Source organism: Achromobacter spanius, assembly GCF_003994415.1.
Taxonomy (GTDB): Bacteria; Pseudomonadota; Gammaproteobacteria; order Burkholderiales; family Burkholderiaceae_B; genus Achromobacter; species Achromobacter spanius_C.
In genome coordinates this window covers 4,442,780-4,466,549 of the sequence record NZ_CP034689.1, presented here as the reverse complement: position 1 = coordinate 4,466,549, position 23,770 = coordinate 4,442,780, and the positions used below count along the sequence as shown (strand labels likewise).

Annotated in this window: 18 protein-coding genes; 4 read left to right on the top strand and 14 right to left on the bottom strand. The window is 64.5% G+C overall.

Features of this window, described 5'->3' with window-relative positions; translation table 11 throughout:
- Positions 1–8 precede the first annotated feature (8 nt).
- The 9 genes from ELS24_RS20300 to ELS24_RS20260 form a co-directional block, all read right to left on the bottom strand.
- Positions 9–599 (bottom strand): chalcone isomerase family protein, encoded by a 591-nt coding sequence (locus ELS24_RS20300; RefSeq protein WP_127185175.1) that lies wholly within the window; start codon positions 597–599, stop codon positions 9–11.
- A complete protein-coding gene (locus tag ELS24_RS20295) occupies positions 563–1,108 on the bottom strand; it encodes a DUF4442 domain-containing protein (RefSeq protein ID WP_050448704.1) in 546 nt (181 codons plus the stop codon). The genes ELS24_RS20300 and ELS24_RS20295 overlap by 37 nt, the downstream gene beginning before the upstream one ends.
- Before the next feature lie 53 nt (positions 1,109–1,161).
- Positions 1,162–2,361: an acetyl-CoA C-acyltransferase gene (locus ELS24_RS20290; protein ID WP_127185174.1), complete on the bottom strand. Its 1,200-nt coding sequence runs from the start codon at positions 2,359–2,361 to the stop codon at positions 1,162–1,164.
- A 10-nt stretch (positions 2,362–2,371) separates the two neighbouring features.
- On the bottom strand, positions 2,372–4,762 hold the full coding sequence (locus tag ELS24_RS20285) for a 3-hydroxyacyl-CoA dehydrogenase/enoyl-CoA hydratase family protein (protein ID WP_127185173.1): 2,391 nt from the start codon (positions 4,760–4,762) through the stop codon (positions 2,372–2,374).
- Between the two features lie 55 nt (positions 4,763–4,817).
- Positions 4,818–6,140, bottom strand: coding sequence for an OmpP1/FadL family transporter (locus ELS24_RS20280; protein WP_050448689.1), 1,323 nt, complete (start codon positions 6,138–6,140; stop codon positions 4,818–4,820).
- Positions 6,141–6,204: 64 nt separating this feature from the next.
- On the bottom strand, positions 6,205–8,205 hold the full coding sequence (locus ELS24_RS20275) for a 3-hydroxyacyl-CoA dehydrogenase NAD-binding domain-containing protein (RefSeq protein ID WP_127185172.1): 2,001 nt from the start codon (positions 8,203–8,205) through the stop codon (positions 6,205–6,207).
- Positions 8,202–9,497 carry an acetyl-CoA C-acetyltransferase gene (locus ELS24_RS20270; RefSeq protein WP_127185171.1) on the bottom strand — a complete coding sequence of 432 codons (1,296 nt, stop codon included), beginning with the start codon at positions 9,495–9,497 and terminating at the stop codon, positions 8,202–8,204. The genes ELS24_RS20275 and ELS24_RS20270 overlap by 4 nt, the downstream gene beginning before the upstream one ends.
- Before the next feature lie 12 nt (positions 9,498–9,509).
- Entirely contained in the window at positions 9,510–11,858 is a 2,349-nt protein-coding gene (locus ELS24_RS20265) for an acyl-CoA dehydrogenase (protein ID WP_127185170.1), read from the bottom strand.
- Between the two features lie 93 nt (positions 11,859–11,951).
- Complete coding sequence (locus ELS24_RS20260) at positions 11,952–12,623, bottom strand: TetR/AcrR family transcriptional regulator (RefSeq protein WP_050448705.1); 672 nt, start codon at positions 12,621–12,623, stop codon at positions 11,952–11,954.
- A gap of 388 nt (positions 12,624–13,011) precedes the next feature.
- Between ELS24_RS20260 and ELS24_RS20255 the strand changes: the two genes are divergently transcribed.
- The 4 genes from ELS24_RS20255 (at position 13,012) to ELS24_RS20240 (ending at position 18,478) form a co-directional block, all read left to right on the top strand.
- Entirely contained in the window at positions 13,012–14,616 is a 1,605-nt protein-coding gene (locus ELS24_RS20255) for a glucosamine inositolphosphorylceramide transferase family protein (RefSeq protein WP_127185169.1), read from the top strand.
- Between the two features lie 561 nt (positions 14,617–15,177).
- Positions 15,178–15,930 (top strand): response regulator transcription factor, encoded by a 753-nt coding sequence (locus ELS24_RS20250; RefSeq protein ID WP_050448694.1) that lies wholly within the window; start codon positions 15,178–15,180, stop codon positions 15,928–15,930.
- 353 nt (positions 15,931–16,283) lie between these two features.
- On the top strand, positions 16,284–16,949 hold the full coding sequence (locus ELS24_RS20245) for a response regulator transcription factor (RefSeq protein WP_050448695.1): 666 nt from the start codon (positions 16,284–16,286) through the stop codon (positions 16,947–16,949).
- A gap of 245 nt (positions 16,950–17,194) precedes the next feature.
- Positions 17,195–18,478 (top strand): IS256 family transposase, encoded by a 1,284-nt coding sequence (locus ELS24_RS20240; RefSeq protein ID WP_050448696.1) that lies wholly within the window; start codon positions 17,195–17,197, stop codon positions 18,476–18,478.
- 148 nt (positions 18,479–18,626) lie between these two features.
- Here the strand turns inward: ELS24_RS20240 and ELS24_RS20235 are convergent, their stop codons facing one another.
- Genes ELS24_RS20235 through ELS24_RS20215 form a run of 5 tightly spaced genes read right to left on the bottom strand, consistent with a single transcriptional unit; the run spans position 18,627 to position 23,759 of the window.
- On the bottom strand, positions 18,627–19,874 hold the full coding sequence (locus tag ELS24_RS20235) for a glycosyltransferase WbuB (RefSeq protein WP_127185168.1): 1,248 nt from the start codon (positions 19,872–19,874) through the stop codon (positions 18,627–18,629).
- Positions 19,871–20,431, bottom strand: coding sequence for a putative colanic acid biosynthesis acetyltransferase (locus ELS24_RS20230; RefSeq protein ID WP_050450389.1), 561 nt, complete (start codon positions 20,429–20,431; stop codon positions 19,871–19,873). The genes ELS24_RS20235 and ELS24_RS20230 overlap by 4 nt, the downstream gene beginning before the upstream one ends.
- On the bottom strand, positions 20,428–21,321 hold the full coding sequence (locus ELS24_RS20225; RefSeq protein ID WP_050450388.1) for a glycosyltransferase family 2 protein: 894 nt from the start codon (positions 21,319–21,321) through the stop codon (positions 20,428–20,430). Before ELS24_RS20225 ends, ELS24_RS20230 begins: the two co-directional genes overlap by 4 nt.
- A gap of 13 nt (positions 21,322–21,334) precedes the next feature.
- Positions 21,335–22,462: a glycosyltransferase gene (locus tag ELS24_RS20220; RefSeq protein WP_050450387.1), complete on the bottom strand. Its 1,128-nt coding sequence runs from the start codon at positions 22,460–22,462 to the stop codon at positions 21,335–21,337.
- A complete protein-coding gene (locus ELS24_RS20215) occupies positions 22,455–23,759 on the bottom strand; it encodes an O-antigen ligase family protein (RefSeq protein WP_050450386.1) in 1,305 nt (434 codons plus the stop codon). The genes ELS24_RS20220 and ELS24_RS20215 overlap by 8 nt, the downstream gene beginning before the upstream one ends.
- Positions 23,760–23,770 lie beyond the last annotated feature (11 nt).

The window sequence follows — 23,770 nt, the reverse complement described above, 5'->3', positions numbered from 1 at the left end:
GGTTCCGCCTAGTTGCCCAACAGGGCCGTCTTCAGGGAAGTCTGCGCGGGCTTGTCGCCCAGCCAGACGCGGAGCAAGGCGCGGGCGAAATCGGGGCCGTCGACGCGGCCGCGTGGCTTGCCGTTGTGGGTCACGGCAACGCCACGGGCGTCAAAGTCCAGGTCGACCACATCGCCCTCGCGGGCAATGCCCAGATCGGCCACCAGGCTCTTGAGGCGTTCGGTGGATGCCTTAAGCCTTGCCAGTTCCGGCGGCGGCGTATTGTCGCGCAGGCCTTCCTGCAGGGCGTCGTCAAGGCTCTCGCTGTCCACGTCTCGCAACAATTGCAGGCGGATGCGACGGGGTTCCGTGCTGTTGATCAGCACCGACGCATCGTGGCTTTTCGTGGTGACGTACAGCGCGGCCACGTAGACCTTCACGACGAATCTCGTGCGCAGGCCCGCGCCGTTGAGCACCAGCGTGCGGCCGCCCTCGCTCAGGTGTTCGGGCACGCGCTGGCCGCCAACCTCCATGTCGGCGGCGAACGCGGGGCCCAGCGCCAGGCTGGCGGCAAGGATAAGGCTCAGGGCGGTGTATCGCCCTCCAGAGATGCGTTGCATGAGTCTCCTCCTGTGTTCTTTCGCTTGTAGAACTTCTTGTCCGCGATATAGATGGTGCGTTCCACCACGGCGTAGACCACGCCGTCCTTGTCCTTCAATTCCACCGTGTAGGAGCGGGTGGTTTCGTGGTCGCGCGCGAGCACATCGCGTATGTCGGCGATTTCTCCGGGCGGCAGCCGGAAGTCGGCATACAAGGTCGTGTAGGCGGGTTTGCGAAAGCGGATGGACGCCGCCTTGTCCCACACGATGTGGTCCGGGCCGAGCGCCGACATCAGCATGGTGGGGTGGGCGCCGTCCGTCACCGCGAACAGCGACCCGCCGTACATAGAGCCCACGATATTGCGCGTGCGCCGCAACAGCGGCAGCTTGATGCGGATGTGCAGGAAGTCCGGCGACACATGCATCACGCGGCCGCCGGTGGCGCGAAACGCCGGATGCAGGTTGAAGCCCACCCGCATCAGGCGCGCGCGCCATGCTGGCGACAGGTTCTTGAACCAATAGGGCTTCATGCTGGGCATGCCGGCTTATGTCGCGGGAAGGGTTTGCAGGATTGCGCCAGACATCACATCGCTTCGAACAGCCCGGCCGCGCCCATGCCGGTGCCAATGCACATGGTGACCAACCCGTACTTGCCGCCCGTGCGGCGCAGGCCGTGCGTGATGGTGGCCGTGCGGATCGCGCCGGTAGCGCCCAGCGGGTGGCCCAGTGCGATGGCGCCGCCCAGCGGGTTGACCTTGGTGGGGTCCAGCTTCAGTTCGCGGATCACCGCCAGCGATTGGGCCGCGAAGGCCTCGTTCAGCTCGATCCAGTCCAGCGCGTCTTGCGTGATGCCGGCGCGTTCCAGCACCTTGGGGATGGCCGCCACGGGGCCGATGCCCATCACCTCGGGCGGCACGCCGGCCACCGCGAAGCTGACGAAGCGCGCCAGCGGGCTCAGGTTGAATTCGCGCAGAATGCGGTCGGACACCAGCACCACGGCGGCCGCGCCGTCGGACATCTGCGAGCTATTGCCGGCCGTGACGCTGCCGCGCGTCGAGAACACGGGGCGTAGCCGCGCCAAGGCTTCGGCGCTGCTGTCCGGGCGCGGGCCTTCGTCCACTTCCACCAGGCGGCGCACCACGCGCACCGCGCCGCTGGCGCCGTCCGGCAAGTGCGACACCACTTCATACGGCGTGGTCTCAGCGCGGAAATGGCCGGCCGCGATCGCGGCGCAGGCCTTCTGGTGCGAAGCCAGCGCGAAGGCGTCCTGGTCTTCTCGCGAGACCTTCCAGCGTTCAGCCACTTTTTCACCGGTCAGCCCCATGCCGAAGGCCATGCCGATGTTTTCGTCGTGGGCGAAGATCTCGGGGTTCATCGACACCTTGTTGCCCATGATCTGCGGCATGGCGCTCATGGATTCGGTGCCCGCGCCGATCATGATGTCGGCCTCGCCCATGCGGATGCGCGCGGCGGCGTCCGCCACCGCCTGCAAGCCCGATGCGCAGAAGCGGTTGACGGTCACGCCCGCCACGCTTTGCGGCAGGCCCGCCAGCAGCAGGCCGATGCGCGCCACGTTCATGCCTTGTTCGGCTTCCGGCATGGCGCAGCCGGCAATCACGTCTTCGATGCGCGCGGTGTCCAGCGCCGGCACTTGCGCCAGCGCGCCGTTCAGCGCGGCGGCCAGCATGTCGTCGGGGCGCGTGGTGATGTAGGCGCCGTTGCGCTTGCCCACCGGCAGGCGCGTGGCGGCGACGATGTAGGCGTCTTGTATCTGCTTGGTCATGATGCTTTCCTCAGTTGCGCAACGGCTTGCCGGTTTCCAGCGTGTGGCGGATGCGGGCCTGGGTTTCAGGCGTGCGCAAGAGCGCAACGAATTCGCGGCGCTCAACCGCCAACAGCCATTCTTCGTCCACCTTCGTGCCGGTTTCGACCTCGCCGCCGCACAGGGCCACGGCGGCGCTGCGCGCCACGCGGTAATCGTGCGCGCTGATCATGCCGCCTTCGCGCATGTTGACCAGCACCATCTCGAAGTTGGCGATGCCGTTCCTGCCCGCTACCGGAATGTTCGACAGGCGCGGCGGTGGCGTGTAGCCGGCCTGGGCCGCGGCCCGAGCCTGGCCGATGGCCACATACAGCAGCTCGTCCGGGTGGAACAGCACGATGTCGTGTTCGCGCGCGAAGCCCGCGTCGATCGCTTCCAGCGCGCTCTTGGCCACCTGCGCCATGGCGATGGTCTGGAAGACGGGTTGCAGGTAGGGGAAGACTTCGCCCGGTGTGGCGGTCTTGGCCGCCAGCGCGGCCGCGCGGCCAGCGAATTCCTTGCTGCCGCCACCTGCGGGAATCAGTCCGACGCCCGCTTCCACCAGGCCGATATAGCTTTCCAATGCCAGCACGCGGTGCGACGCGTGCATCAGGAATTCGCAGCCCCCGCCCAGCGCCATGCCCTGCACGGCGGCCACGGTGGGAATCTGCGCATACTTGAACGACTGCGACGCGCGCTGGAATTTTTCGACCATGGCTTCCAGCATGTCGAACTGGCCTTCCGCGCAAGCCTGAACCACCTGCTGCAAGTTGGCCCCCACGGCAAAGGGCGGTTCATGCCAGATGACCAGGCCGTCGAAATCACGTTCGGCGCGCGCCACGGCTTGCAGCACGCCTTCCAATACTTCGCCGCCCAGCGTGTGGTTCTTCGACGTGACGGACAGGATGGCGATGCCCGCATCCACGTCCGGCAGGTTCCACAAGCGCACGCCTTCGTTTTCCCACACGGTGACGCCACGGTCATCCGGGCCTTCACCAAAGACACGCTCGGGGAACAACTGGCGGTGATACACCGGCAATGAAGAACGCGGATGCAAGTTGCCGGTACGTGCGGAATACGAGCCCTGCGGCGCATGCACGCCCTGGCGGTCGGGTTCTTGCACCCAGGCCGGCAGGGGCGCGTTGCTCATGGCGCGGCCGGCGGCGATGTCTTCGGCCACGGCGGCGGCAATGTCCTGCCAGCCGGCCGCCTGCCAGGTTTCAAACGGGCCTTGCGCCCAGCCGAAGCCCCAGCGCATGGCCAGGTCCAGGTCGCGCGCGTTGTCGGCCACGTGTTCAAGCTGCACGGCGCTGTAGTGGAAGATGTCGCGGAACAGGCTCCACAGGAACTGCGCCTGCGGGTGCTCGCTTGCGCGCAGCGCGGCAAAGCGCTTGGCGGGGTTGCGTTCCTTCAAGAGAGCGGCGACCTCATCGGCCAGCTTGCCGGCGCTGGGCACGTAGTCTTGCGCCTTCAGGTCCAGCACCAGGATGTCGCGGCCTTGCTTGCGGTAGACGCCCGCACCGGTCTTCTGGCCCAGCGCGCCTTTCTGGATTAGGGCCGACAGCCATGCCGGCAGCGCGAAGTAGCGGTGCCAGGGGTCGTCGGGCAGGTTCTTTTCCATGGTGCCCACCACGTGGGCCAAGGTGTCCAGGCCGACCACGTCGGCCGTGCGATAGGTGGCGCTCTTGGGGCGGCCGATCTTCGGACCGGTCAGCGCGTCGACTTCGTCAAAGCCCAACCCCAGGCGCGCGGTGTGGTGCATGGCGGCCAGGATGGAGAATACGCCGATGCGGTTGGCCACGAAGTTGGGCGTGTCCAGCGCGCGGATCACGCCCTTGCCCAGCGTGGACGTGAGCCAGGTTTCCAACTGGTCCAGCACGACCGGTTGCGTATGCGATGTGGCGATGATTTCCACCAGCCGCATGTAGCGGGGCGGATTGAAGAAGTGGATGCCGCAGAAGCGCTCACGCAGGCTGGCGGGCAGGGCGTTGGCCAGCGCGTCGATCGACAGGCCGGACGTGTTGGACGCAACGATGGCGTCGGGCGACACATGCGGGGCAATGCGCTCGTAAAGCGCCGTCTTCCAGTCCATGCGTTCGGCGATGGCTTCGATGACCAGGTCGCAGCCGCGCAGCGCGTCCAGGTGGTCGTCGTAGTTCGCGGGGGTGATCAGGGCGATGCGGGCCGCGCCGGCCAGCGGTGCGGGTTCCAGCTTTTTCAGGCCGGCCAGGGCCTTGTTGACGATGCCGTTGCGGTCGCCTTCGGACGCGGCCAGGTCGAACAGCGTGACGGGCACGCCGGCATTGGCCAGGTGGGCGGCGATCTGCGCGCCCATGACGCCGGCGCCCAGGACGGCAACGTGTTTGACGACGAACTTGCTCAAGGGGAATCTCCTTCAAAAAACGGGGGGCGGCGCGCGGCCGCCCGCCCGTGCAAGCCTAGAAGCGGGACGTCAGTTGCAGGCCGACGATGTGGGCGTTGCTGTTATAGGTGCCTGCTACGCGGCCCTTGGTCGCCGCGCTGCCGGACGTGGTGTCGATGTCCGTGTCGCGCAGGTACAGATAGGTGTAGCCCAGGTCCAGTGTGGTGCTCTTGGTGGCTTCCCACTGTACGCCGGTCGAGAACCAGTAGCGATTGTTGTCGGGCAGGGACGTCGGGCGGTCGGCCTCGTTGTGGACTGGCGACTGGTCATAGGCCAAGCCGAATTTCCACTTCCAGGCTGGGGCGAACTTGTAGTTCGCGCCCACGGCGATGCGCCAGGTGTCGCGGAAGTTCAGGGGCAGTTCATCGTCGCGCGCGCCCGGGCCGGAGTTACGGATCTTCAGCTCGGGAATGCTGCTCCAACCCGTCCACGACACGTCGCCCAGCAGTTCCCAGCGTTCGTTCAATTGATGCGCGGCGCTCAGGATCAGCGTATCGGGCAGGTCCACCGAGGCCTTGGCGTCGAACGACACCGATTGCCCGGTGGGGCCGATGTTGGTGATGTCGGTATCGCCCTTGGCGGTGTGCTTGATCTTTGAACGGTACGACAGGCCGATGCGGGTGTCTTCCGTGGGTTGCAGCATGAAGCCGACGTTCCAGCCCCAGGCGTCGCCCTTCAGGTTCAGGTCGGCGTCGCCGTTGGTGGCGACTGGCAGGCCGGCAATCGGCACCACCGTTTTCTTCTTGTAGTTGGCGTCGATGTGCTGCCAGTTCAGGCCGAAGCCCATCGAGAATTTCTCGTTCACCTTGTAGGCAATCGAGGGGTTCACGTTGATGGTCTTGATCTCGAACTTGTTGGAGTGGTACTGGCCCACCCAGCCGTCGTCGTATTCGGTCATCAGGCCGAAGGGGGCGCCGATGCCCAGGCCGATGTACCACTGCTCATTCAACTGCCAAGAGGCGTAAAGGTTGGGTACCACGCCCAGGTTGCCCGCGTCGCCACCGTTGCCGCCTGTGGGCACCGAGCCGTTCAGCCCCGAACCCGGCAAGCCGGGAGCGGTGGGGTTGCGGCTGTCGCCGTTGTCCTTGAACTTGAACGACGGCTTGATGAAATTGACACCGCCCGATACGTTGACGCCCGGCAGATACGTCATGCCCGCCGGGTTGTAGTAGATGATGCTCGCGTTTTCCGGATTTGCCGCCGAGCCTGCGTAAGCGTTGCCCAGGCCGCTGGCATTCTGCTCCAAGAGCTGAAAACCGGCGGCGTAGGACGTTGCGGACGCGCCCAGGCCGACCACGATGGCCGACAAGGTGCTCAGGGACAATGAACGTCTGCGCATGGTACTGCCTCCTCGAGTTGGATAATTGCCTCTATTGCACTGCCGGTCTGTCTGTTGGGCCGGTCTAATCGGCATGAGCCGTTCTACTGCGGTGCCAGGCATTGCTGCCCTGGTAATGCAAGGGTCCGCCCGTGAATGGCGCGAACCCCGTTCCAAAAATGACGCCGGCATCGGCCAGGTCGGCATCGGCAACCACGCCGTCTTCCACGCGCTGCCGGGTGGCGTCCACCAAGGGTTGGATCAGGCGCTGCGCCAGGCCATCGGGGGCGGCGGCGGGCTCGTCGTTGGCCTTGCCCCGGGCGGTCTTTCCCTTCGCTGCTTTAACCGGCTTGCCGTCGCGCCAGGTGTAGAAGCCCTGGCCGCTTTTCTTGCCAAGGTCGCCGCGCGCCAATCGATCTGCCAGGCAGCGGGGCGGCTCGGCGCCGTCCGCCAGGGTTTCGCCCGTCGCGCGGGCGATATCCAGCCCCACGGTGTCGGCCAGTTCCAGCGGCCCCATCGGCATGCCGAAGGCCACCATGGCGGCGTCGACGGTTTCCGGCGCCAGGCCTTCATCCACGCTGCGCATGGCTTGCAGCATATAGGGCGCCAGCACGGCGTTCACGAGGAATCCCGGCGCGCTCTTGACAGGAAGCGCCAACTTGTCGATCTGGCCTACGAAGGCGCAGGCGCGCGCGGTGGCGTCGCTCATTGCATGCTTGTCGTCGTCTGCGTGCACCACTTCCACCAGCGGCATCTTTGCCACCGGGTTGAAGAAGTGGATGCCCACCAGCCGCTCGGGACGCTCCAGCCCGGTGCGCAAGGTTTCCAACGACAGGCTGGACGTGTTGGTGGCCAGCAGCGCATCGGCCTTCATGTGAGGTTCCAGCGAGGCATACAGCGCGCGTTTGGCGTCGGCCTGTTCGCTGATGGCTTCGATGATGATGTCGGCGCGCGGCACGCCACCGCCCGCGGGGTCGGGAATCAGGCGATCCAGCGCGGCGCGCGCCAGGCGGGTGTCTTTCAAGCGGCGCGTGTACAGCGCGGCAGCGCGCTTGATGGCGGGCGCGATGCGCGCCATGTCCTGGTCTTGCAGGGTCACCGTCATGCCCTTGAGCGCGCACCACGCCGCGATGTCGCCGCCCATCGTGCCCGCGCCCACCACGTGCACATGGCGCGCGGGCGCCACGCCGGGCTGCTTGCCGTTGGCCTTCAGCCGTTCTTGAAGGCGGAACACACGCAGCAGGTTGCGCGCGGTGTCTGACGAAATGATGCGGTCGATCAGCTCTGGGGCCTGCAAGGCGTTGCCGCCATGCTTTTCCCATAGTGTGACGATGGCGGGCGCGGCGGGGTAGTGCCCCAGCGGGTCCTTGTCAGCGATCTGCTTGCGCGCGCGGTTGGCGACCAGGGATTTGAACGGCCAGTGGTTCAGCCAGCCGCCCAAGCCGCGCGCACGGCGTGGCGGCTTTTTCGACAGCACGGTCTGGCGCGCGGCGGCCTGCAGCAAGCGCTTCGGCACGCGCGCGTCGGCCAGGCCCAGCGCGGCGGCGCGACGGGCATCCGCGCCACGTCCGGTCAACATCATGTCCAACGCGGCGGGCGCGCCGATGACTTGCGGCAGGCGCAGCATGCCGCCCCAGCCCGGGAAGATGCCCAGCATGACTTCCGGCAGCGCCAGCGAGGTGCCGGGCTGGTCGGCCACCAGCCGGTAGCGGCAAGCCAGCGCCAGCTCCAGGCCGCCGCCCAGGCAATGCCCCTGGATCAGGGCCAGCGTGGGATAGCGCACAGCGGCCAGGCGGTTGAACAGGTTCCAGCCTCGCGCCACCAGCCCGCGCGCTTGTTCCGGTGTGTTCAGATCGGCGAATTCGTTGACGTCGGCGCCCACGATAAAGCCCGTGGCCTTGCCGGACTGGATGATCAGCCCCTTGGGCGGGGCGGCATCCAACGCGTCCAGCACCACGGCCAGTTCGGCCATGGTGTCGGCCGACAACGCATTCACGGCGCTGCCGGCGCGGTCGAAGGTCAGCCATGCCAGGCCGTCGGTGTCGCGGTCCAGGCGCCAGTGGGAAAGCGTGTCCAGGGTCGTCATGGGCGGTCCTCGTCCAGGGTTTCAACCAGCATCGCGCCGCCTTGGCCGCCACCGATGCAGATGGCCGCCATGCCGCGCTTGGCGCCTCGGCGCTTCAGCGCGTCAAGCAGGTGCAGCACGATGCGCGCACCGGATGCGCCCACCGGGTGCCCGATGGCGATGGCGCCGCCGTCCACGTTGAGCCTGGCGGGGTCCAGCGAGCCCCATGCCGGCGTCCCGAAATGTTCCTGGCAATAGGCCTCGTCGCGCCACGCGGCCAGGCAGCCCAGCACCTGCGCGGCAAACGCTTCGTTGATTTCCCACAAGTCCAGGTCGTTCAAGCCCAGGCCGTGGCGTTGCAGGATGGGGGTGGCGGCATGCACGGGGCCCAGCCCCATTTGCGCGGGGTCCAGGCCGGCCCATTGGCTGTCGACAATGCGGCCGATGGGGCGCAGGTTCCATTTGGCCACGGCCTCTTCGGAAGCCAGCACCAGCATGGCCGCGCCGTCGGTCACCTGCGAACTGTTGCCCGCCGTGATGTTGCCCCAGGGCTTGTCGAACACGGGTTTGAGCCTGGCCAGCCTGTCGGGCGTGGAGTCTTCGCGCACGCCGTCGTCGTCGGGATACAGCTTGCCTTGTGCATCGATCAGCGGGGTGATTTCGTCCAGCGCGCCCGCGGCACGCGCGGCCAGCACGCGCTGGTGGCTGCTGGCCGCGTAAGCGTCCATGGCGGCGCGGTCGATGCCGAAACGGGTGGCCACGTTTTCCGCGGTCTGGCCCATTGACAGGCCCACCACCGGGTCCGTCAGGCCCTTGAGCAGGCCGATGACCGGCGCCAGGTTTTTCAGTTTGAAGCCGCGCAAGGCCGCCAGCTTGGCGCCCACGCCGCGCGCCGCATACCAGCCGGACAGCCAGCGCACCATATCGTCCGAAAACAACAGCGGTGCGCGCGACAACGCATCCGTGCCGCCCGCCAGCACCAGTTGCGAACGGCCGCTCTGGATGTTGGCAATGGCGGAATCCAGCGCCTGCATGCCGGATGCGCAATTGCGCATGACCGTCCAGCCGGGCACTTGGTTGCCGCAGCCCAGGCGCAATGCAATCACGCGGCCGATGTTGACTTCATCGGGCGAGGGCGCGGCGCAGCCCACGATGACTTCGTCCAGATCGGTGGGGGCATAGGGCTGGCGCAGCAACAGGGCGCGGCCGGCCTGCACCGCCAGGTCGCCCGCTGAAAAGGGACCTGGCCCGGTGCGGGCTTTCAGGAAGGGTGTGCGGGCGCCGTCAACGACGTAAACCGGTTTGAATGCCATCGGTTTCCTCCGTCAGGCGACCTTGCGTTCGGCATTCGGCCGGCTGGCCTGCGACGCGCCAAGGTCAAAGGGGAAATCATCCACTTTCACCACCGTATCTCGCAAGACGTTGCGGCGTTTCACCACGGCATATTCTTCCGCGGTGATGCCGCCGACGGCGTAGGCGGCATCGGCGATGTCGCGCACGTTGGCTTGCGGCTTGCCTTCCAGCGTGCCGCGCTTTTCGAGTTCGCGGATCTTGGCGTCGATGGGCTCGGCTTCCAGCGTGGCGGCCAGCGCCTGTTCGATCGCGCCCACGGGTTCGTCGGCGGTGGCGGGCAGGTGGCAGCCCGACGTCAGGCGGTCGCGCGTGGCGCCGGGGTTGATCAACAGCCGCGCCACGTCCTGGCCCAGCGCGTCAGATGGCTGCACTTGCGTGTGGCCCCAGGGGAAGATCAAACGCGTCATGCTCCAGGCCACAAACCGGTTCGGGAAATTTTCAAGCACGCCGTCGAACGCGTCCTGCAATCTGAACAGCGCGTCCTGGATCGACCAATGCGCAAGCGGCGCATCGGCGGCCTGGCGGCCTTCGTCCTCGAAACGCTTGAGCGTGGCGCTGATCAGGTACATCTGCGAGAGCACGTCGCCCAAGCGCGCCGACAGGCGCTCGCGGCGCTTCAGGCTGCCGCCCAGCACCAGCATCGACGTATCGGCCAACAGCGCGAAGGCGGCCGAATAGCGGCTGAGCAACTGGTAGTAGCGCTTCATGTCGGGCGCCACGTCGGCGTTCACCTTGACCCAGCGCGCGCCGGTCAAGGCGGTGCCCAGGGTGCGCAGCTTGTTCTTGGCCACAAAGCCCACGTGGCCCCAGAAGGCGGCGTCGAAGTCGGTCAGCCCCTGCTTGGCGTCCGACGCTTGCGCGGCCTGCATTTCAGCCAGCACGTAGGGATGGCAGCGGATGGCGCCCTGGCCGAAGATGATCAGGCTGCGCGTCAGGATGTTGGCGCCTTCGACCGTGATGCCGATGGGAATCTGCTGGTACGCCCGGCCCAGGAAGTTGTTGGGGCCCAGGCAGATGCCCTTGCCGCCTATCACGTCCATGCCGTCGTTGACGACCTGGCGCGCGCGTTCGGTCACGTGGTATTTGACGATGGCCGATACCACCGAGGGCTTTTCGCCCAGGTCCACCGCGCCCGCCGTCATGCTGCGCGCGGCGTCCATCATGTAGGTGTGGCCGCCGATGCGGGCCAGCGCTTCTTCCACGCCTTCGAACTTGCCGACGGGCATGCGGAACTGGCTGCGCACGCGCGCATACCCGCCCACGGCGCGCGCCGTCAGCTTGGACATGCCGGTGTTGGAAGAGGGCAGCGAAATCGAACGGCCCGCGGCCAGGCATTCCATCAGCATGCGCCAGCCCTGGCCGGCCATGGCGGGGCCACCGATGATGAAGTCCAGCGGCATGAAGACGTCCGTGCCGCGCGTGGGGCCGTTCATGAACATGGCGTTCAGCGGGAAGTGGCGGCGGCCGGTGTCCACGCCGGGGTGGTCGTGCGGCACCAGCGCGCAAGTGATGCCCAGGTCTTTCTTGCCGCCCAACAGCCCGTCGGGGTCGTACAGGCGGAACGCCAGGCCCAGCAGCGTGCAGACCGGGGCCAGCGTGATGTAGCGCTTGTCCCAGGTGACGCGCATGCCGATCACTTCGCGGCCCTGCCATTCGCCCTTGCAGACGATGCCGCTGTCGGGGATGGCGGCGGCGTCGGAGCCGGCCCAGGGGCTGGTCAGCGCAAAGGCCGGCACGTCTTCGCCGCGCGCCAGGCGCGGCAGATAGTGGTTCTTCTGTTCATCGGTGCCGTAGTGCAGCAGCAACTCGGCGGGGCCGAGAGAGTTCGGCACCATCACCGACACGGCCAGCGCGGACGAGCGCGTCGACAGCTTGGTCACGATTTCGGAATGCGCGTAGGCCGAGAACGCCAGGCCACCATATTCCTTGGGGATGATCATGCCCAGGAAGCCCTGGGTCTTCAGATAGGTCCAGACCTCGGCGGGCAGGTCATGATGTTCGTGCGTGACGCTCCAGTCATTGACCATGCGGCAGGCGGTTTCGGCCTGGTTATCCAGAAAGTGCTGTTCTTCGTCGGTCAGGCGCGGGCGCGGGTAGGCCAGCAGACGGCTCCAGTCGGGGCGGCCGCGAAACAGTTCGCCTTCCCACCACACCGTGCCGGCCTCCAGGGCGTCGCGCTCGGTGTCGGACATCTGCGGCAGCACCTTGCGGTACAGGTTGAAGATGGGCGCGGACAGCAGCGCCCGGCGCAGCGGCCGCACGGTCAGCACGATGGCGGCAAGGGCCGCGATAACGAGAAGCGTGAGGATCACTGCGTTCATTTCTTTGTCTCCGTGGAGATCAGTTTTTTGCCTGATCGGGTGCCGGGGTTTGCGCGGGTTTCTGCGCCTGGTCTGTGCCTGCCCTGGCCGCTGCTAGCTGCCGGCCACGGGCGGCAAGGGCGCGCGCAGGCCGCCCAGCAAAAAGCTCATCAGCCGGGGCAGCAGCATGTCGGGGTTGTCGGGTTGTTCGGATTCATCGATCTGCCAGCCTGTAACGGAGCGCAGCAGGTCGGTGCCGATGATGGCGTAGGACGTGGCGCCCAGCATGAACTGGAAGCGCCACACAATTTCGGCTTTGGGCACATCCGGCAGCGCGGCGAACAGCGCGTTGCGGTAGCGCTCGAGCACGTCGGCGTATTCCTCGGCGAACAGCGCGCGGATGAAGTCGGAGGGGTGGGTCATGGTGCGTTCCAGCAGCGGCAGGAAGGTGCTGCCCGCCTGGGCCGGGTCGGCGGCCAGGCGCAGCAGCGTGCCGAAGAAGGCGTCCACGATCTGCGAGGGCTTCAAGGGTTTGCCCTCGGACTGAGCCTCAAGCTCGTCCAGCAACCGCATGCGCTCGCGGTTCAGCACTTCAAGGCGGCGTTTCAACACCGCCTGCACCAGCGATTCTTTTGACCCGAAGTGATAGTTCACCGACGCCAGGTTGACGCCCGCCGCGCCAGTGATCTGGCGCATCGATGTGCCGTCGTGGCCTTGCTGCGCGAACAGCGCTTCGGCCGTGTCGAGGATGGAATCGCGGGTATTGGGCGTTCTTATTTCTTGCATAAAGTTGAATTCAAACGTTTGTTTAAAAGCCATTATGCGGGAGAGAAGGAGGAGAAGCGAGACTCGGCTATCCCCAATAGGGTTTACCCCTAAAGTGCGGCGTGACCATGGCCGCCGTACTAGTGCACGGTGTCGCTGCACCAGATCAACTAGACCGGAAGGATGAAGACGCGCGCCGTCGGACGAGCCGCCGCTCGCGCGAGCGCACGATGCTGAACCGTTCGTCCTCGGACGCCCGACCTAGGATGAATGTGGTCTGGAAGACAGGGGAAAAACCCCGCAGTATCAGCGCGAGGACTTAATTGCGTTGCGTCGGCGCTGCCGTCGGCGACCCCGCGCGCCAGGCCGGTGCGGGTGCCCAAGACGCCCTGACACAGGAGCGGGACAAATGAAAACCTACCGAGTGGGACTGTTGGTTGACGGGTATGAGCAACCCGGCTGGATGCATGAGATGGTGGACTGGCTCATCCATAGCCAGGACTTCGACATCTCCGCCTTGTTGGTGATGGACGGCGTTGGCGCCGAGAAAGCGCCGCGCCTGGGCGTCAAGGCGCTGTTCGGCACGCTGTCGCGCTTCGAGGCCCGCATGCTGCCCGCCAAGCAGCGTCAGATGTTGTCTTGCGGCGATATGCGCCAGCGCATGCCGTCCGCCTCGGTGCCGGTGCTGCCGCTTGAAGCGCGCGATGCCGAGCCCGGTGCGCAGGACGCGGTGGCGGCGCTGGGCCTGGACCTGGTCATCACGCTGGGCGCCTCTTGCGCCACGCGCACGCAGATGAGGGGCTGGGCGCGGTTGGGCGTTTGGCAACTGAGCTATTCCGACATTGCCGTGTCGACCAGCCGGTACGCGGGCTTTTGGGAAGTGTTCCAGCGCCAGGACCACACCACCGTGAAACTCTGGCGGGTGGGGCCGGAACCGGAGCAGGACGAGCTGCTGGACCAGCGCAGTTTCAATACCGAAGTGTTCTGGCTGAAAAATCAGGCGCGCGCATTCAGCCTGGGCAATTTCATGGTCTACGACGCCCTGCAGGCGCTGGCCCGCGCCAGGCAGAGCGAGCCGGCCCCCGACATGCAGATCATGAGCGGGCCGCGGCGTGCCGACCCGGTCGAATGGGACAGCGCCGCTTATATCGCGCGTCAGGCGTGGTTAATCAGTGATTTGATTGTGCGGCGCATCATGAAGCGCAATATTCGATGGCGGATTGGTATGTTTCCGTCATCAAGGCAGCAGGCGGTGGTATCAGAGGCCATGGTGCTGCAACCTCCAAAAGGTAGGTTCTTCGCAGATCCGTTTGTTTATACGCACGATAAAAAACCGTATATATTTTTTGAAGATTACGATTTTACTTCCCGCAAGGGCACGATCTCGGTCGCGACCTACTCTGACGGGGCTTTCCGGCTGTTGGGCACCGCCTTGAACCTACCCTATCACCTGTCGTTTCCATATATTTTTGAATACGATGGCGTCACGTACATGGTTCCGGAAACGTGTGGAAATCGCAGTATAGAATTATGGAAATGCACTGAATTTCCGCTTAAATGGGAACTTGATGTCACGTTAATGACCAATATATCGGCCGTGGATACCATTATTTTTAAACACGGAGAATATTGGTGGTTATTAACCAATATTGACCGAACTGACGGCCAAAGCCACTGTGACGAGCTTTTTGCATTTTTCTCGGACTCACCACGTTCAACTGAGTGGACGCCGCATGCCTGCAACCCCATCGTGCGTAACCCCATGCGGGCCAGAAACGCCGGAATCGTTGTCTCTCCTAGCGGAGACGTGATCCGCTGCGCCCAGTACCAAGGCTTCTGCCACTACGGCAAGGGGGTCTCGTTGAACCGCATTGAAGAGCTGACCCCGTCGACCTACGTCGAAACCGACGGCGAAATCCACTATGCAAACTTTTTAAGCAAACGCCATGCTTCAATGCACCATTGGCACCACCAGGGGGGGCATACGGTATTTGACTTCGCCTATATGGAGTAAATGATGCATCCGGCACAAAAATAAAAATGTTACCTATATTGCGAGTGACCGATCCGCGCCGGGGCGCGGTGTGTCCACGGAAACATATCGAGAACTTTTCCGTGCAAATCTTGGGTTTCGTGCCGTGGAGAGCATCTGCCTCGCCGCGGCTTTTTTTTGGCCGCGATCAGGCGCAAGCCATGACGAATCAAGCCTCCTGGCGGAGCCTGTCATAGAGAGAAGAGCGCGTGCGGCGCAGAGAAGTTGGTGGAAACCCCAACGGCAAAAAGGCGGAGGAGGGCGCCTCATCCGTATTTACGAGAGTGATTAAGGCTAACGAATGATTTCTGTTTTTATCGGATTATATCGCCCTGAAACGTCTTGATTTTGAAGGTTTCGAACCATAAGATGGGTCCATGCCATCCGTTATGTTGGCTACCAAAGTTGCCCAGCCCAAGTGTCCCGGTCCGGCTTCATTAGATATTCCGGGATATTGCGGACCACCCCCGCAGGGTTGGAAAAAAATAGTCTTCAGCACAGCGAAGATCCCTTCTAGGCCCGTCGAAAAACCGGGAGGACACCATGGCCAAGATGGTCCTGATTGAAGCCCATCCGCTACTGCGGTTGGGGTTGTGGCAGATACTCAGCAAGTTGGATGATGTGTGGGAAATCGAGGGTATGGGCTTGGCGGACTTGTCCAAGGCCGACGGCGCGCACGCGGGCGCCGATCTCTTGATCTACGGATTGCCGGTGGAAACTGATGAAGCATGGAGCGCGCTGCACGAAATTCAGCGCGTCCTCACGCCCAAGCGGATTCTGCTGTTGACGGACGTGATGCCCCTGCCGATGCCGGTGCAGGGGTTGCCCGGAGCCAGCGTGTATGGCTGCTTGATGAAGACGGCCTCGGTCGAAATCCTTGAAGCGGCGATTCGCCTGGTCATGGCGGGCGGGCAGTGTTTTCCCAGCGAACAGGCGTTGCAGGCCCCGGCCTCTACCGTCTGCGCGTTGCCCACCCGTGATGGCGATGATGCATCCGCCAAGGCCACGATGCCGGTCAGCGCTGGCGCGCAACTGCTTCAGATCACGCCGCGTCAATACGAGGTGCTGGTGCTGTTGGCCAGGGGGTATCCGATCAAGACCGTCAGCCGGATGCTCAACATTTCGGTCGCCACGGCAAAGACGCACGCTTGCACGCTCTACCAGCGTTTGCATGTCAAGAACAAGGGCGAAGCCGTGTACGCGGCGCTGCAACGCGGTGCGACCTTGGAATGGCATGAACCGAACAATGGCAGAGAGTCGGACACCGGGCAGATCTATGGGCGCAAGCTTGGGTAATGACAGGCGCGCCGCCTGCCCGGCGGCCAGGAATCCATTTGTTCCGCTGCTGCCGGGTGCGCCCCACCAACACGCCTAAGTCATACATCGCAGTATCCGCGCCCGCCCGGGTGCGGTTTTCCTCCTCCAATCATCCTCCTGAACGAGATTCAGCGAACGGTGCCGCTGATAGCATGGGTTGTGTCCGCAAGCATGGATCGAGAGCGCGAACTACAACGCCTCGCGACGCCGATCCAATAGCGCGGGCAAGATTCCCTTGGGGCTGGCGCCGCACATAACCTGCTATTCGCAGCGTGATGCGCCGACGTCATGGGAACCGTGCATGGGCCATGTGTCACAAGGTTCTCTCCGGGATGACAACCGTACTGATAGAAGACTACGCACTGCTACGCGTCGCCATCCAGCATGTGCTGGAACGGGTGCGCAACGCCGACGACATCCTGGCCATTTCGCCAGCGCATCTGCTCAATATGTCCAGTTCGATCAACCGTCCCGTGGAACTGCTGGTGATCGGTTGCAGCGGCGTTGCCGATCAGGACATCGGGCTTATCTCGCAGTCCATGGCGTTCTTCATGCCGCGGCTGGTGTTGGTGCTGTATTCCACGCTGGACCCGGCGGTGATGGGCACCTGCGCGCGCGCCGGCGTAGCGGGCTATCTGCCCAAGGCCTCCAGCCCCGACGCGCTGGCCGCGGCCGTCAGCCTGGTGGTGGCGGGCGGCGAATGCTATCCGCAGCCGGCAGGCCGGCCGCAAGGCGTGTCGCAAGGACCCCTGCATGAATTACGCGAGCTGACGCAGCGGCAGGAAGAAATACTGCAACTGCTGGTGCAAGGCAAAACCATGCGGGAAATCGGCCAACATGTCGGCATCTCGGTCGCCACCGTAAAGAGCCACGCGCGTACGCTCTACTGGAAACTCAACGCCCGCAACCAGGCCGAAGCCGCCTACATTGCCGTGCAAATGGGCCTGGTAAGAAGCGGCGGCACGTTGCCTCCCGCAAAGAATGACGTGCCCAGCTAAAGCCCGCAGCCTCGCCGCATGCCAACCGTTGCAAGATGGGTTCCGCGCGATCGGCAATTTTGTTCTTTTTGTTGCCGTGCCGCGCTGCACCCATCCTACATACCACGGCGCAGCGCCCGTAGGATGGGTGCAGCGCGGCACGGTCATGCCCAGAACCCACAACGCCGATCGCGCGAAACCCATCAAGCAGGGGACTGTCAGGATTTTTGTGTGCAGGCCTATGATGGTTTTCAAGGAGACCGACCATGGCACGCAACCCGAAGTCCACGAGGCAGTCCAGCACGTCTGCGCTACCGGCCAGTGCCGAGCAGTTGCTCGATGAACTTGTAACGGGGCCGATGACAGCCGAGGCGGTCCAGGACACGTTCATGTTGCTGAAGAAGGCGCTGATCGAGCGTGCTCTGGGCGCTGAACTGGGCCGACACCTGGGCTATCCCGCAGGCGGCGAGCGCCCGGAAGACACCACCAACCAGCGCAACGGCAAGAGCAGCAAGACCGTGCTGACCGACGACGGCCCGCTCAAGCTGGATATCCCGCGGGATCGGGATGGCAGTTTTGCCCCAATCCTGATTCCCAAGCACGCACGTCGGTTTACCGGTTTTGATGACAAGATCATCGCGATGTACGCCCGTGGCATGAGCGTGCGCGAGATCCGAGCGTTCCTGGACGAGCAATATGGCACTGACGTGTCGCCGGAGTTCATCAGCTCGGTGACCGATGAGGTCATGGATGAAGTGCAGGCGTGGCAGAACCGCCCTCTGGAACCCATGTTCCCCGTGGTGTTCTTCGACGCGTTGCGGGTCAAGATCCGCGACGAAGGCTTGGTGCAGAACAAGGCGGTTTATCTGGCCTTGGGTGTGCTGCCCGATGGCACGCGTGAGATTCTGGGCCTGTGGGTCGAGACCACCGAGGGCGCGAAGTTCTGGATGCGGGTGTTCAACGACCTCAAGACCCGAGGGGTGCAGGACATCCTGATCGCAGTGACCGATGGTCTGAAAGGGATGCCCCAGGCGCTAGAGGTCGTGTTCCCAGCCACCACGCTACAAACGTGCATCGTGCATCTGATCCGCAATAGCCTGGCCTACGCCGGCTGGAAGGATCGCCGCGCGATCGCCACGGCGCTGCGCCCGATCTACGCTGCCGTTAACGCCCAGGCCGCGCAACAGGCCCTTGATGAGTTTGCCAAAGGCGCTTGGGGCTTGAAGTACCCAATGATCGTCAAAGCCTGGAAAGACGCCTGGGAACAGGTCATCCCCTTCTTCGTGTTTCCACCCGCGATCCGACGTGTGATCTACACGACGAACGCGATAGAGAGCGTGAATGCGCAGCTACGCAAGATCATCAAAACGCGCGGCCACTTCCCTACCGACGACGCGGCGATTAAGCTGCTCTGGTTGGCGCTGCGAAACATTACCGTCAAATGGGGCACGGCCACACACCATTGGACCGACGCGATGCACCAGTTCGCCATCCTCTACGAGGAGCGATTTACCCGCATCCGTACCAACGCCCAGTGGGCCAGCGAGTAAATGATGCAACGTCAGAACAACGCCTAGAACACAAAATTTCTGACAGTCCCTCAAGCAGCGCCGGAATTAAAAAAGGACGGCAGAAAAATCCCCGTCCTTTCTTTCCTAAAGAAATCCCGTCCTTTCTCCCGCACAACTCAAATACCCGCTACCTCCCCACCGCCGCCGCTTCCTTCCCTCCCACCACCTTCCCAAACTCCCTTTCCGCCGCTGCCAGCACCGCATCCACATGCAGATTATTCAACGCATACAGCCGCGCCGCCGCGCCCAGCGTCTCGCGGATCGCTGCGTTGTAGCTCAGCTTGCGCACCGCTTCGGCCATGGCCTCGCCATCCTCGGGCGGCGTCACCAATCCACATCGCGCCACCACTGCGGCAAGCTCCGTTCCTCGCGCCGCGCCGCACACCACGGGCCGTCCGCTGGCCAGCATCCCTGTCAGCTTCGACGGCATCACCAGGTCGGCCGCGCCGGCGCGTTGCGGCAGCAAATGAATGTCGGCGGTGTTCAGCAACGCGCCCAGCCGATCGGCCGGCTGCAAATCCAGAAACACCACGCGAGCCAGTCCCTGGCACGCCGCTTCCAATGGCTCGCGTTCCGGGCCTTGCCCGCAAAACACGAACCACAGCCGGCTCTCGCGGCTTAAGCGGCGCGCCACATCCGCCAGCGTCTGCAAGCCTTGCTTGCCGCCCATGTTGCCGGAATAAAGCGCCACGATGGCGTTATCCGGAATGCCGAGCTCGGGGCGATAGTCGCCGCCGTCCCCGCGTGGGGTGATTGCGTTGACGTCGATCCAGTTGGGCAGCAGCACCGCGCGGTCAGGTTCCACGCCCTTGGCCAGCGCCAGGTCCAGCATGCGCTGGGAAATCGTCGACACCCGATCAAAGCGGCGCATCAACCAGCGTTCGGCCCGCTTGACCAACGCGCGCAGACCGGCGCCCTTGAGCAGGCCCAATTCAAACGCGGCGTCCACTTCGTAATCCTGGATGTGCAGCCACGCGCGCGCGCCGCACAGGCGCGCCGTGATCCAGGCGGCCGGCGCGCAGAACAACGCAGGTTCCACCACCAGGATCAAATCCGGCCGCCCTGCCGCCGCGCGCAGCAGCGAGGGCAGGCTGGACAGCGCGAAGCTGGCCAGGTGGATCAAGCGTTTAAGCCCCCCGGGACGCGCGGGCACCCACAGCGGTGCGCGGCGCACGGTGACACCGCGCCGCACTTCCTTTTGGTAGCGTCCGGCGCGGTAGCCGTCGTGTACCTGCCACTGCGGATAGTAGGGCGGGGCGGTCACCACACTGACCTCGTGGCCGTGCGCCGCCAGCCATTCCGCCAGCTCGGCGCTGTACTTGCCGATGCCGGTCAATTCGGGGGCGTAGTTGATCCCGTAGATCAGGATTTTCATGGCGCCGTCGCCATGCGCGGACGCACCGGACGGCAGGGATTGCCGTGGCAGATCATCGCGGGCGGCATGTTGCGAAAGACGGAACTGCGCGCGCCCACCACGGCCTCGCGGCCGATGGTCACGCCAGGGCCGACGAAGACGTCGGTCGCCACCCAGGCGCCGTCCTCGACGCGGACGGCGCGTTCGCGCAGGGGAAAGTCCGGCTGGCCTGCGTCGTGATCCGCCGCGCATAGATAACTGCGCTGCGACACGACGGCGTGCGCGCCGATCTGGATGGGACCCAGGCTGTAGAGGACGGCGTCGTCGCCGATCCAGGCATAGTCCCCAATCTGCACTTTCCACGGATAGGTCACCGTGGCGCTCGGCCGGATCAGCACCTTTTTGCCCACTTGCGCGCCAAAGCAACGCAGCAGCCAACGCCGAAACCCGTAGGCCACTTGTGGCGACCAGCGGAACAGCGTGCTCTGCACCGTCCACCACAGCTGCACCGTCAACGCGGAGCGGCCGCGCTGGCCGGGCGCCAGCGCAAAGCGATCCAGTTGCTGCAGCGTGCTCATTTGGCGGCTCCGGTCACGGGGTCGGCCTCGGCCTCGGCTTCGCCAGCGCGCGCCAGCCGCGCCTTCTGCAGCTCTTCGGTCTTGATGCGGATCTGCCAGTAATACATGGCGCGCGCCACCGCGTAGTCATAGCCCGCCTTGCCATCCAGGAAGCCCAGCCGGAACACGTAGGAATGCAGGAACGAAATCGGCGCCTTGAAGGGCATGGCCTGGAAAATGCGCTTGAGCAGGGCCCGCGCACCCACGTTGGCTTCGCGCGGATCGTTCATCAGGCCCTTGGTGCGCAGGTTGGCTTCCCAATCCGAATAGCGGTTGTGCTTGTCGAAATAGTGGAAAAGCGAATCGTGGTCGTTGTGCACCATGCGCTGGCGCAAGGCAAAGGTTTCGCCCTGGACCTGCGGCTGGTAGTGGCCTTCCACTTCCCACATATGCGCCACGTCCAGGTCGTCGTAATCGAGGAAGCGCGATTGCTTGCGCGCCAGCAGCGCCAGCTTGTAGACGCGGTGGCCGTGTTCCAGTTTCTTGCCGCAGAACACGTAGTCGAACGGCACGAAGGCGCCGCCCGCGCCCGCGGCAAAGCGTGGCAACACATCACGGATTTCCTCGGCCAGGGCGGGGGTCATTTCTTCATCGGCATCCACGTACAGCACCACGGGATGCGAGAAAGGCAGTTGTTCCAGGCACCATTGCTTTTTCTTCGGATACTTGCCGTTCCATTGGAAGTTGGACACGCGGGCGCCGAGCGCCGTCGCCATCGCGCAGGTGGCGTCGGTGCTGTTGGAATCCACCACGAAGACTTCGTCAAAATCCACCAGCGCCTTCAGGCACTTGGTGATGTTGCGCTCTTCGTTCTTCGTCATGACCACCACGGATACCGGTATTTTCTGCATGATTCCTTCCTGTTCAAGGCGTGCCGCGTTGCATCAGCGGCTGGAATAGCGCGATGACGTTGCGGCAGTGCCGTTCTAGGGAAAAGGCGTCGGCGCGCTCGGGGCCTTGCGCGGCCAGTTGCTCGCGCATCTTGGCGTCGTAGGCCAGGCGGCGCACGGCGTCGGCCAGGGCCGCGGCGTCGCCTACGGGCACCAAAAGGCCGTAACGGCCGGCATCAAGAATTTCGGCGGGGCCGTGGGGACAGTCGGTGGAAATCACCGGCACGCCCAGGCACAAGGCTTCGACCAGCACGTTGCCGAAGCTTTCGCGAATGGAGGTCAAGACAAACGCGCCGGCGCTGGCGATGACGGGAAAGGGGTTGTCGATGTGCCCTGCCAGTGTGACGGGGCTGCGCGAGGCGCGTTCGTCAATGCGTTTTTGCAGCGCGGCATGCTCAGAGCCTTCGCCCAGGATGGTGAAGGCGATGCCGGGGTCGTCCAGCAAGGCGGCGGCATCGACCAAGGTAGCGTAGTCCTTCACGGCTTCCAGCCGACCCACCGCCACGACGTGATAGGGCGCCGCGCCGTCGCCGCTGGTGCGCTGCGCGCCTTGTCGGCGCACATTGTCCAGGGGCACGCCGTTGTAGATCGTATGCACCTTGCCGCGTAGCGGCGGAAACATGCTGACCAGGTCTTCCTTGACGCCGCGCGACACGCCCACCACCGCGTCATGCCGGCGATACGTCTGGCTGACCAGCCAGCACTTCAGCCGCCGCATCTTCGACGCGCCGTAGTGGATGGCGGGGCTGCTGTGCTCAAAGGCCACGGTGCGGAACTTGCCGCGCATCAGCTTTCTGGCCAGCACCACCAGCATGTTGCACAGCAAGCCATGCGAACACACGATGGCGGGCCTGTCGCGGCGGATCTGCGCCAGCAAGCGCATGAAGGCAAAGGGCAGCATCAGCCGCAGCTTGGTGGACGATTCAATGATGGGCAGGGCGCGCGTCACCTTCGGGTTGGAGACGGGGTATTCCCGGTTGCGCGAACGCAGCAGGAACAGGGCGGAATCAACGCCCTGTTCCGGTAAGGCATCCACGATGAAGGCAACGCATCTTCCGACGCCGCCGTGCAAGTCTGGCGCGACAAACAAGACATCAGGCATGGGGTATCACTCGAGGTGGCGTCCGGTGCGCGGCATCCGGACGGTGGCTGGTGGGGCGCCGGGCCACGGGCGCATCCGCCCTGGGCACGGGCATGATCTGGGCATTTCGCATCAACGACAGGCAGTAACACAGCAGGAATCCGGTGAAGGCGGTCTTGGGCGCGTAGGCCAGCCCGCCGGACAACGAATCAATGAAGATGTAGATGGGCGCGGTGGCCAGCAGGTAGCGGCGGTGCATTTCCAGGCCGGGGTGCGCGTATCGTCGGAACAAGGTCAAGAGCAGGATCAGCAAGGGCGGCAGCATGATCATGGTGGTGCCCACCACGCCGAACTTCATCAGGTAGAAGGCCCAGGAGTTGTGCGCGAAGGTGCTGAGTTCGAAGCCGTTTTCGCCCATGACCCAACTGCGAAAGCCCGCGCCTTTGCCAAACACCGGGCTTTCGGCGAAGAAGTCCATCTGGCCTTCCATTTCCTGGATGCGCGCACCGTAGCTGGAGTCCTCGTCCAGTTTTTCGACGCTGAAGATGCGGTTGGCCAAGACGTCCAGGTAGCCGATGCTGGCGAACACCAGCACGCCCGCGACGGCGGCCGGCACGAAGATCAGCACCGCGCGCCGGCGGATCTCCGGGCCCGTGCCCAGCAGCACCGCGATGAAGACGGACACCGCCAATTGCAGGTACTGGCTGCGGTTCAGCGAAAACACCAGCGCCAACAGCATGAAGAGCGTCAGCGCATAGGCCTTGGGCCCAGACACATTCAAGGTGCGTCGGAAGGTCAACAGCGACACCACGCCGAACGGAATGGCCCAGACGCCCAGGCGCACGTTGCGCAGCGGGTCCGACACGCTGAAGCCCGTGGCCTGCTCCAGCAGCATCTGCACGGCCACCAACAGGCAGGCCGCCACGATGTACTTCTGCAGCACCGCGTAGGCGGCAGGGCTGTCGATGTCCTTGTAGCAAAGGAATGGCGTACTCAAAAAATAGAACACAATGCGCAGGTCGCGCGCCACGTCGCCCGTTTCAATGCCGGGGTGGTCCATCGACACCAGCAGCAGATAGATCACCGATAAGGTCTGCAAGCCCAACAACGCGCCCAGCATGCCGCGCGGCAAGGCGTAGGCGCTGGGCTCGGCCAGCCGCAGCGCCTTGACCGCCAGGATCATCACGAACAGCACATCGAAGGGCGACAGCTTGAAGCTACCGACGCCCAGGATGAAGCGGTCATCGTTCAGGGCAAGCGCCGTGAAGGCGAACAGCCCCAGCAGATGCAAGGTGGAGAAGCGGCGGTGCGGGCTCATGTCGGCATCGT

What these genes read in the sequence shown, in the direction of transcription:
- ELS24_RS20300 (WP_127185175.1), bottom strand. Translation starts at nt 599, where the DNA reads ATGCAACGCATCTCTGGAGGGCGATACACCGCCCTGAGCCTTATCCTT.
- ELS24_RS20295 (WP_050448704.1), bottom strand. Translation starts at nt 1,108, where the DNA reads ATGAAGCCCTATTGGTTCAAGAACCTGTCGCCAGCATGGCGCGCGCGC.
- ELS24_RS20290 (WP_127185174.1), bottom strand. Translation starts at nt 2,361, where the DNA reads ATGACCAAGCAGATACAAGACGCCTACATCGTCGCCGCCACGCGCCTG.
- ELS24_RS20280 (WP_050448689.1), bottom strand. Translation starts at nt 6,140, where the DNA reads ATGCGCAGACGTTCATTGTCCCTGAGCACCTTGTCGGCCATCGTGGTC.
- ELS24_RS20275 (WP_127185172.1), bottom strand. Translation starts at nt 8,205, where the DNA reads ATGACGACCCTGGACACGCTTTCCCACTGGCGCCTGGACCGCGACACC.
- ELS24_RS20270 (WP_127185171.1), bottom strand. Translation starts at nt 9,497, where the DNA reads ATGGCATTCAAACCGGTTTACGTCGTTGACGGCGCCCGCACACCCTTC.
- ELS24_RS20265 (WP_127185170.1), bottom strand. Translation starts at nt 11,858, where the DNA reads ATGAACGCAGTGATCCTCACGCTTCTCGTTATCGCGGCCCTTGCCGCC.
- ELS24_RS20260 (WP_050448705.1), bottom strand. Translation starts at nt 12,623, where the DNA reads ATGCAAGAAATAAGAACGCCCAATACCCGCGATTCCATCCTCGACACG.
- ELS24_RS20255 (WP_127185169.1), top strand. Translation starts at nt 13,012, where the DNA reads ATGAAAACCTACCGAGTGGGACTGTTGGTTGACGGGTATGAGCAACCC.
- ELS24_RS20250 (WP_050448694.1), top strand. Translation starts at nt 15,178, where the DNA reads ATGGCCAAGATGGTCCTGATTGAAGCCCATCCGCTACTGCGGTTGGGG.
- ELS24_RS20245 (WP_050448695.1), top strand. Translation starts at nt 16,284, where the DNA reads ATGACAACCGTACTGATAGAAGACTACGCACTGCTACGCGTCGCCATC.
- ELS24_RS20240 (WP_050448696.1), top strand. Translation starts at nt 17,195, where the DNA reads ATGGCACGCAACCCGAAGTCCACGAGGCAGTCCAGCACGTCTGCGCTA.
- ELS24_RS20235 (WP_127185168.1), bottom strand. Translation starts at nt 19,874, where the DNA reads ATGAAAATCCTGATCTACGGGATCAACTACGCCCCCGAATTGACCGGC.
- ELS24_RS20230 (WP_050450389.1), bottom strand. Translation starts at nt 20,431, where the DNA reads ATGAGCACGCTGCAGCAACTGGATCGCTTTGCGCTGGCGCCCGGCCAG.
- ELS24_RS20225 (WP_050450388.1), bottom strand. Translation starts at nt 21,321, where the DNA reads ATGCAGAAAATACCGGTATCCGTGGTGGTCATGACGAAGAACGAAGAG.
- ELS24_RS20220 (WP_050450387.1), bottom strand. Translation starts at nt 22,462, where the DNA reads ATGCCTGATGTCTTGTTTGTCGCGCCAGACTTGCACGGCGGCGTCGGA.
- ELS24_RS20215 (WP_050450386.1), bottom strand. Translation starts at nt 23,759, where the DNA reads ATGAGCCCGCACCGCCGCTTCTCCACCTTGCATCTGCTGGGGCTGTTC.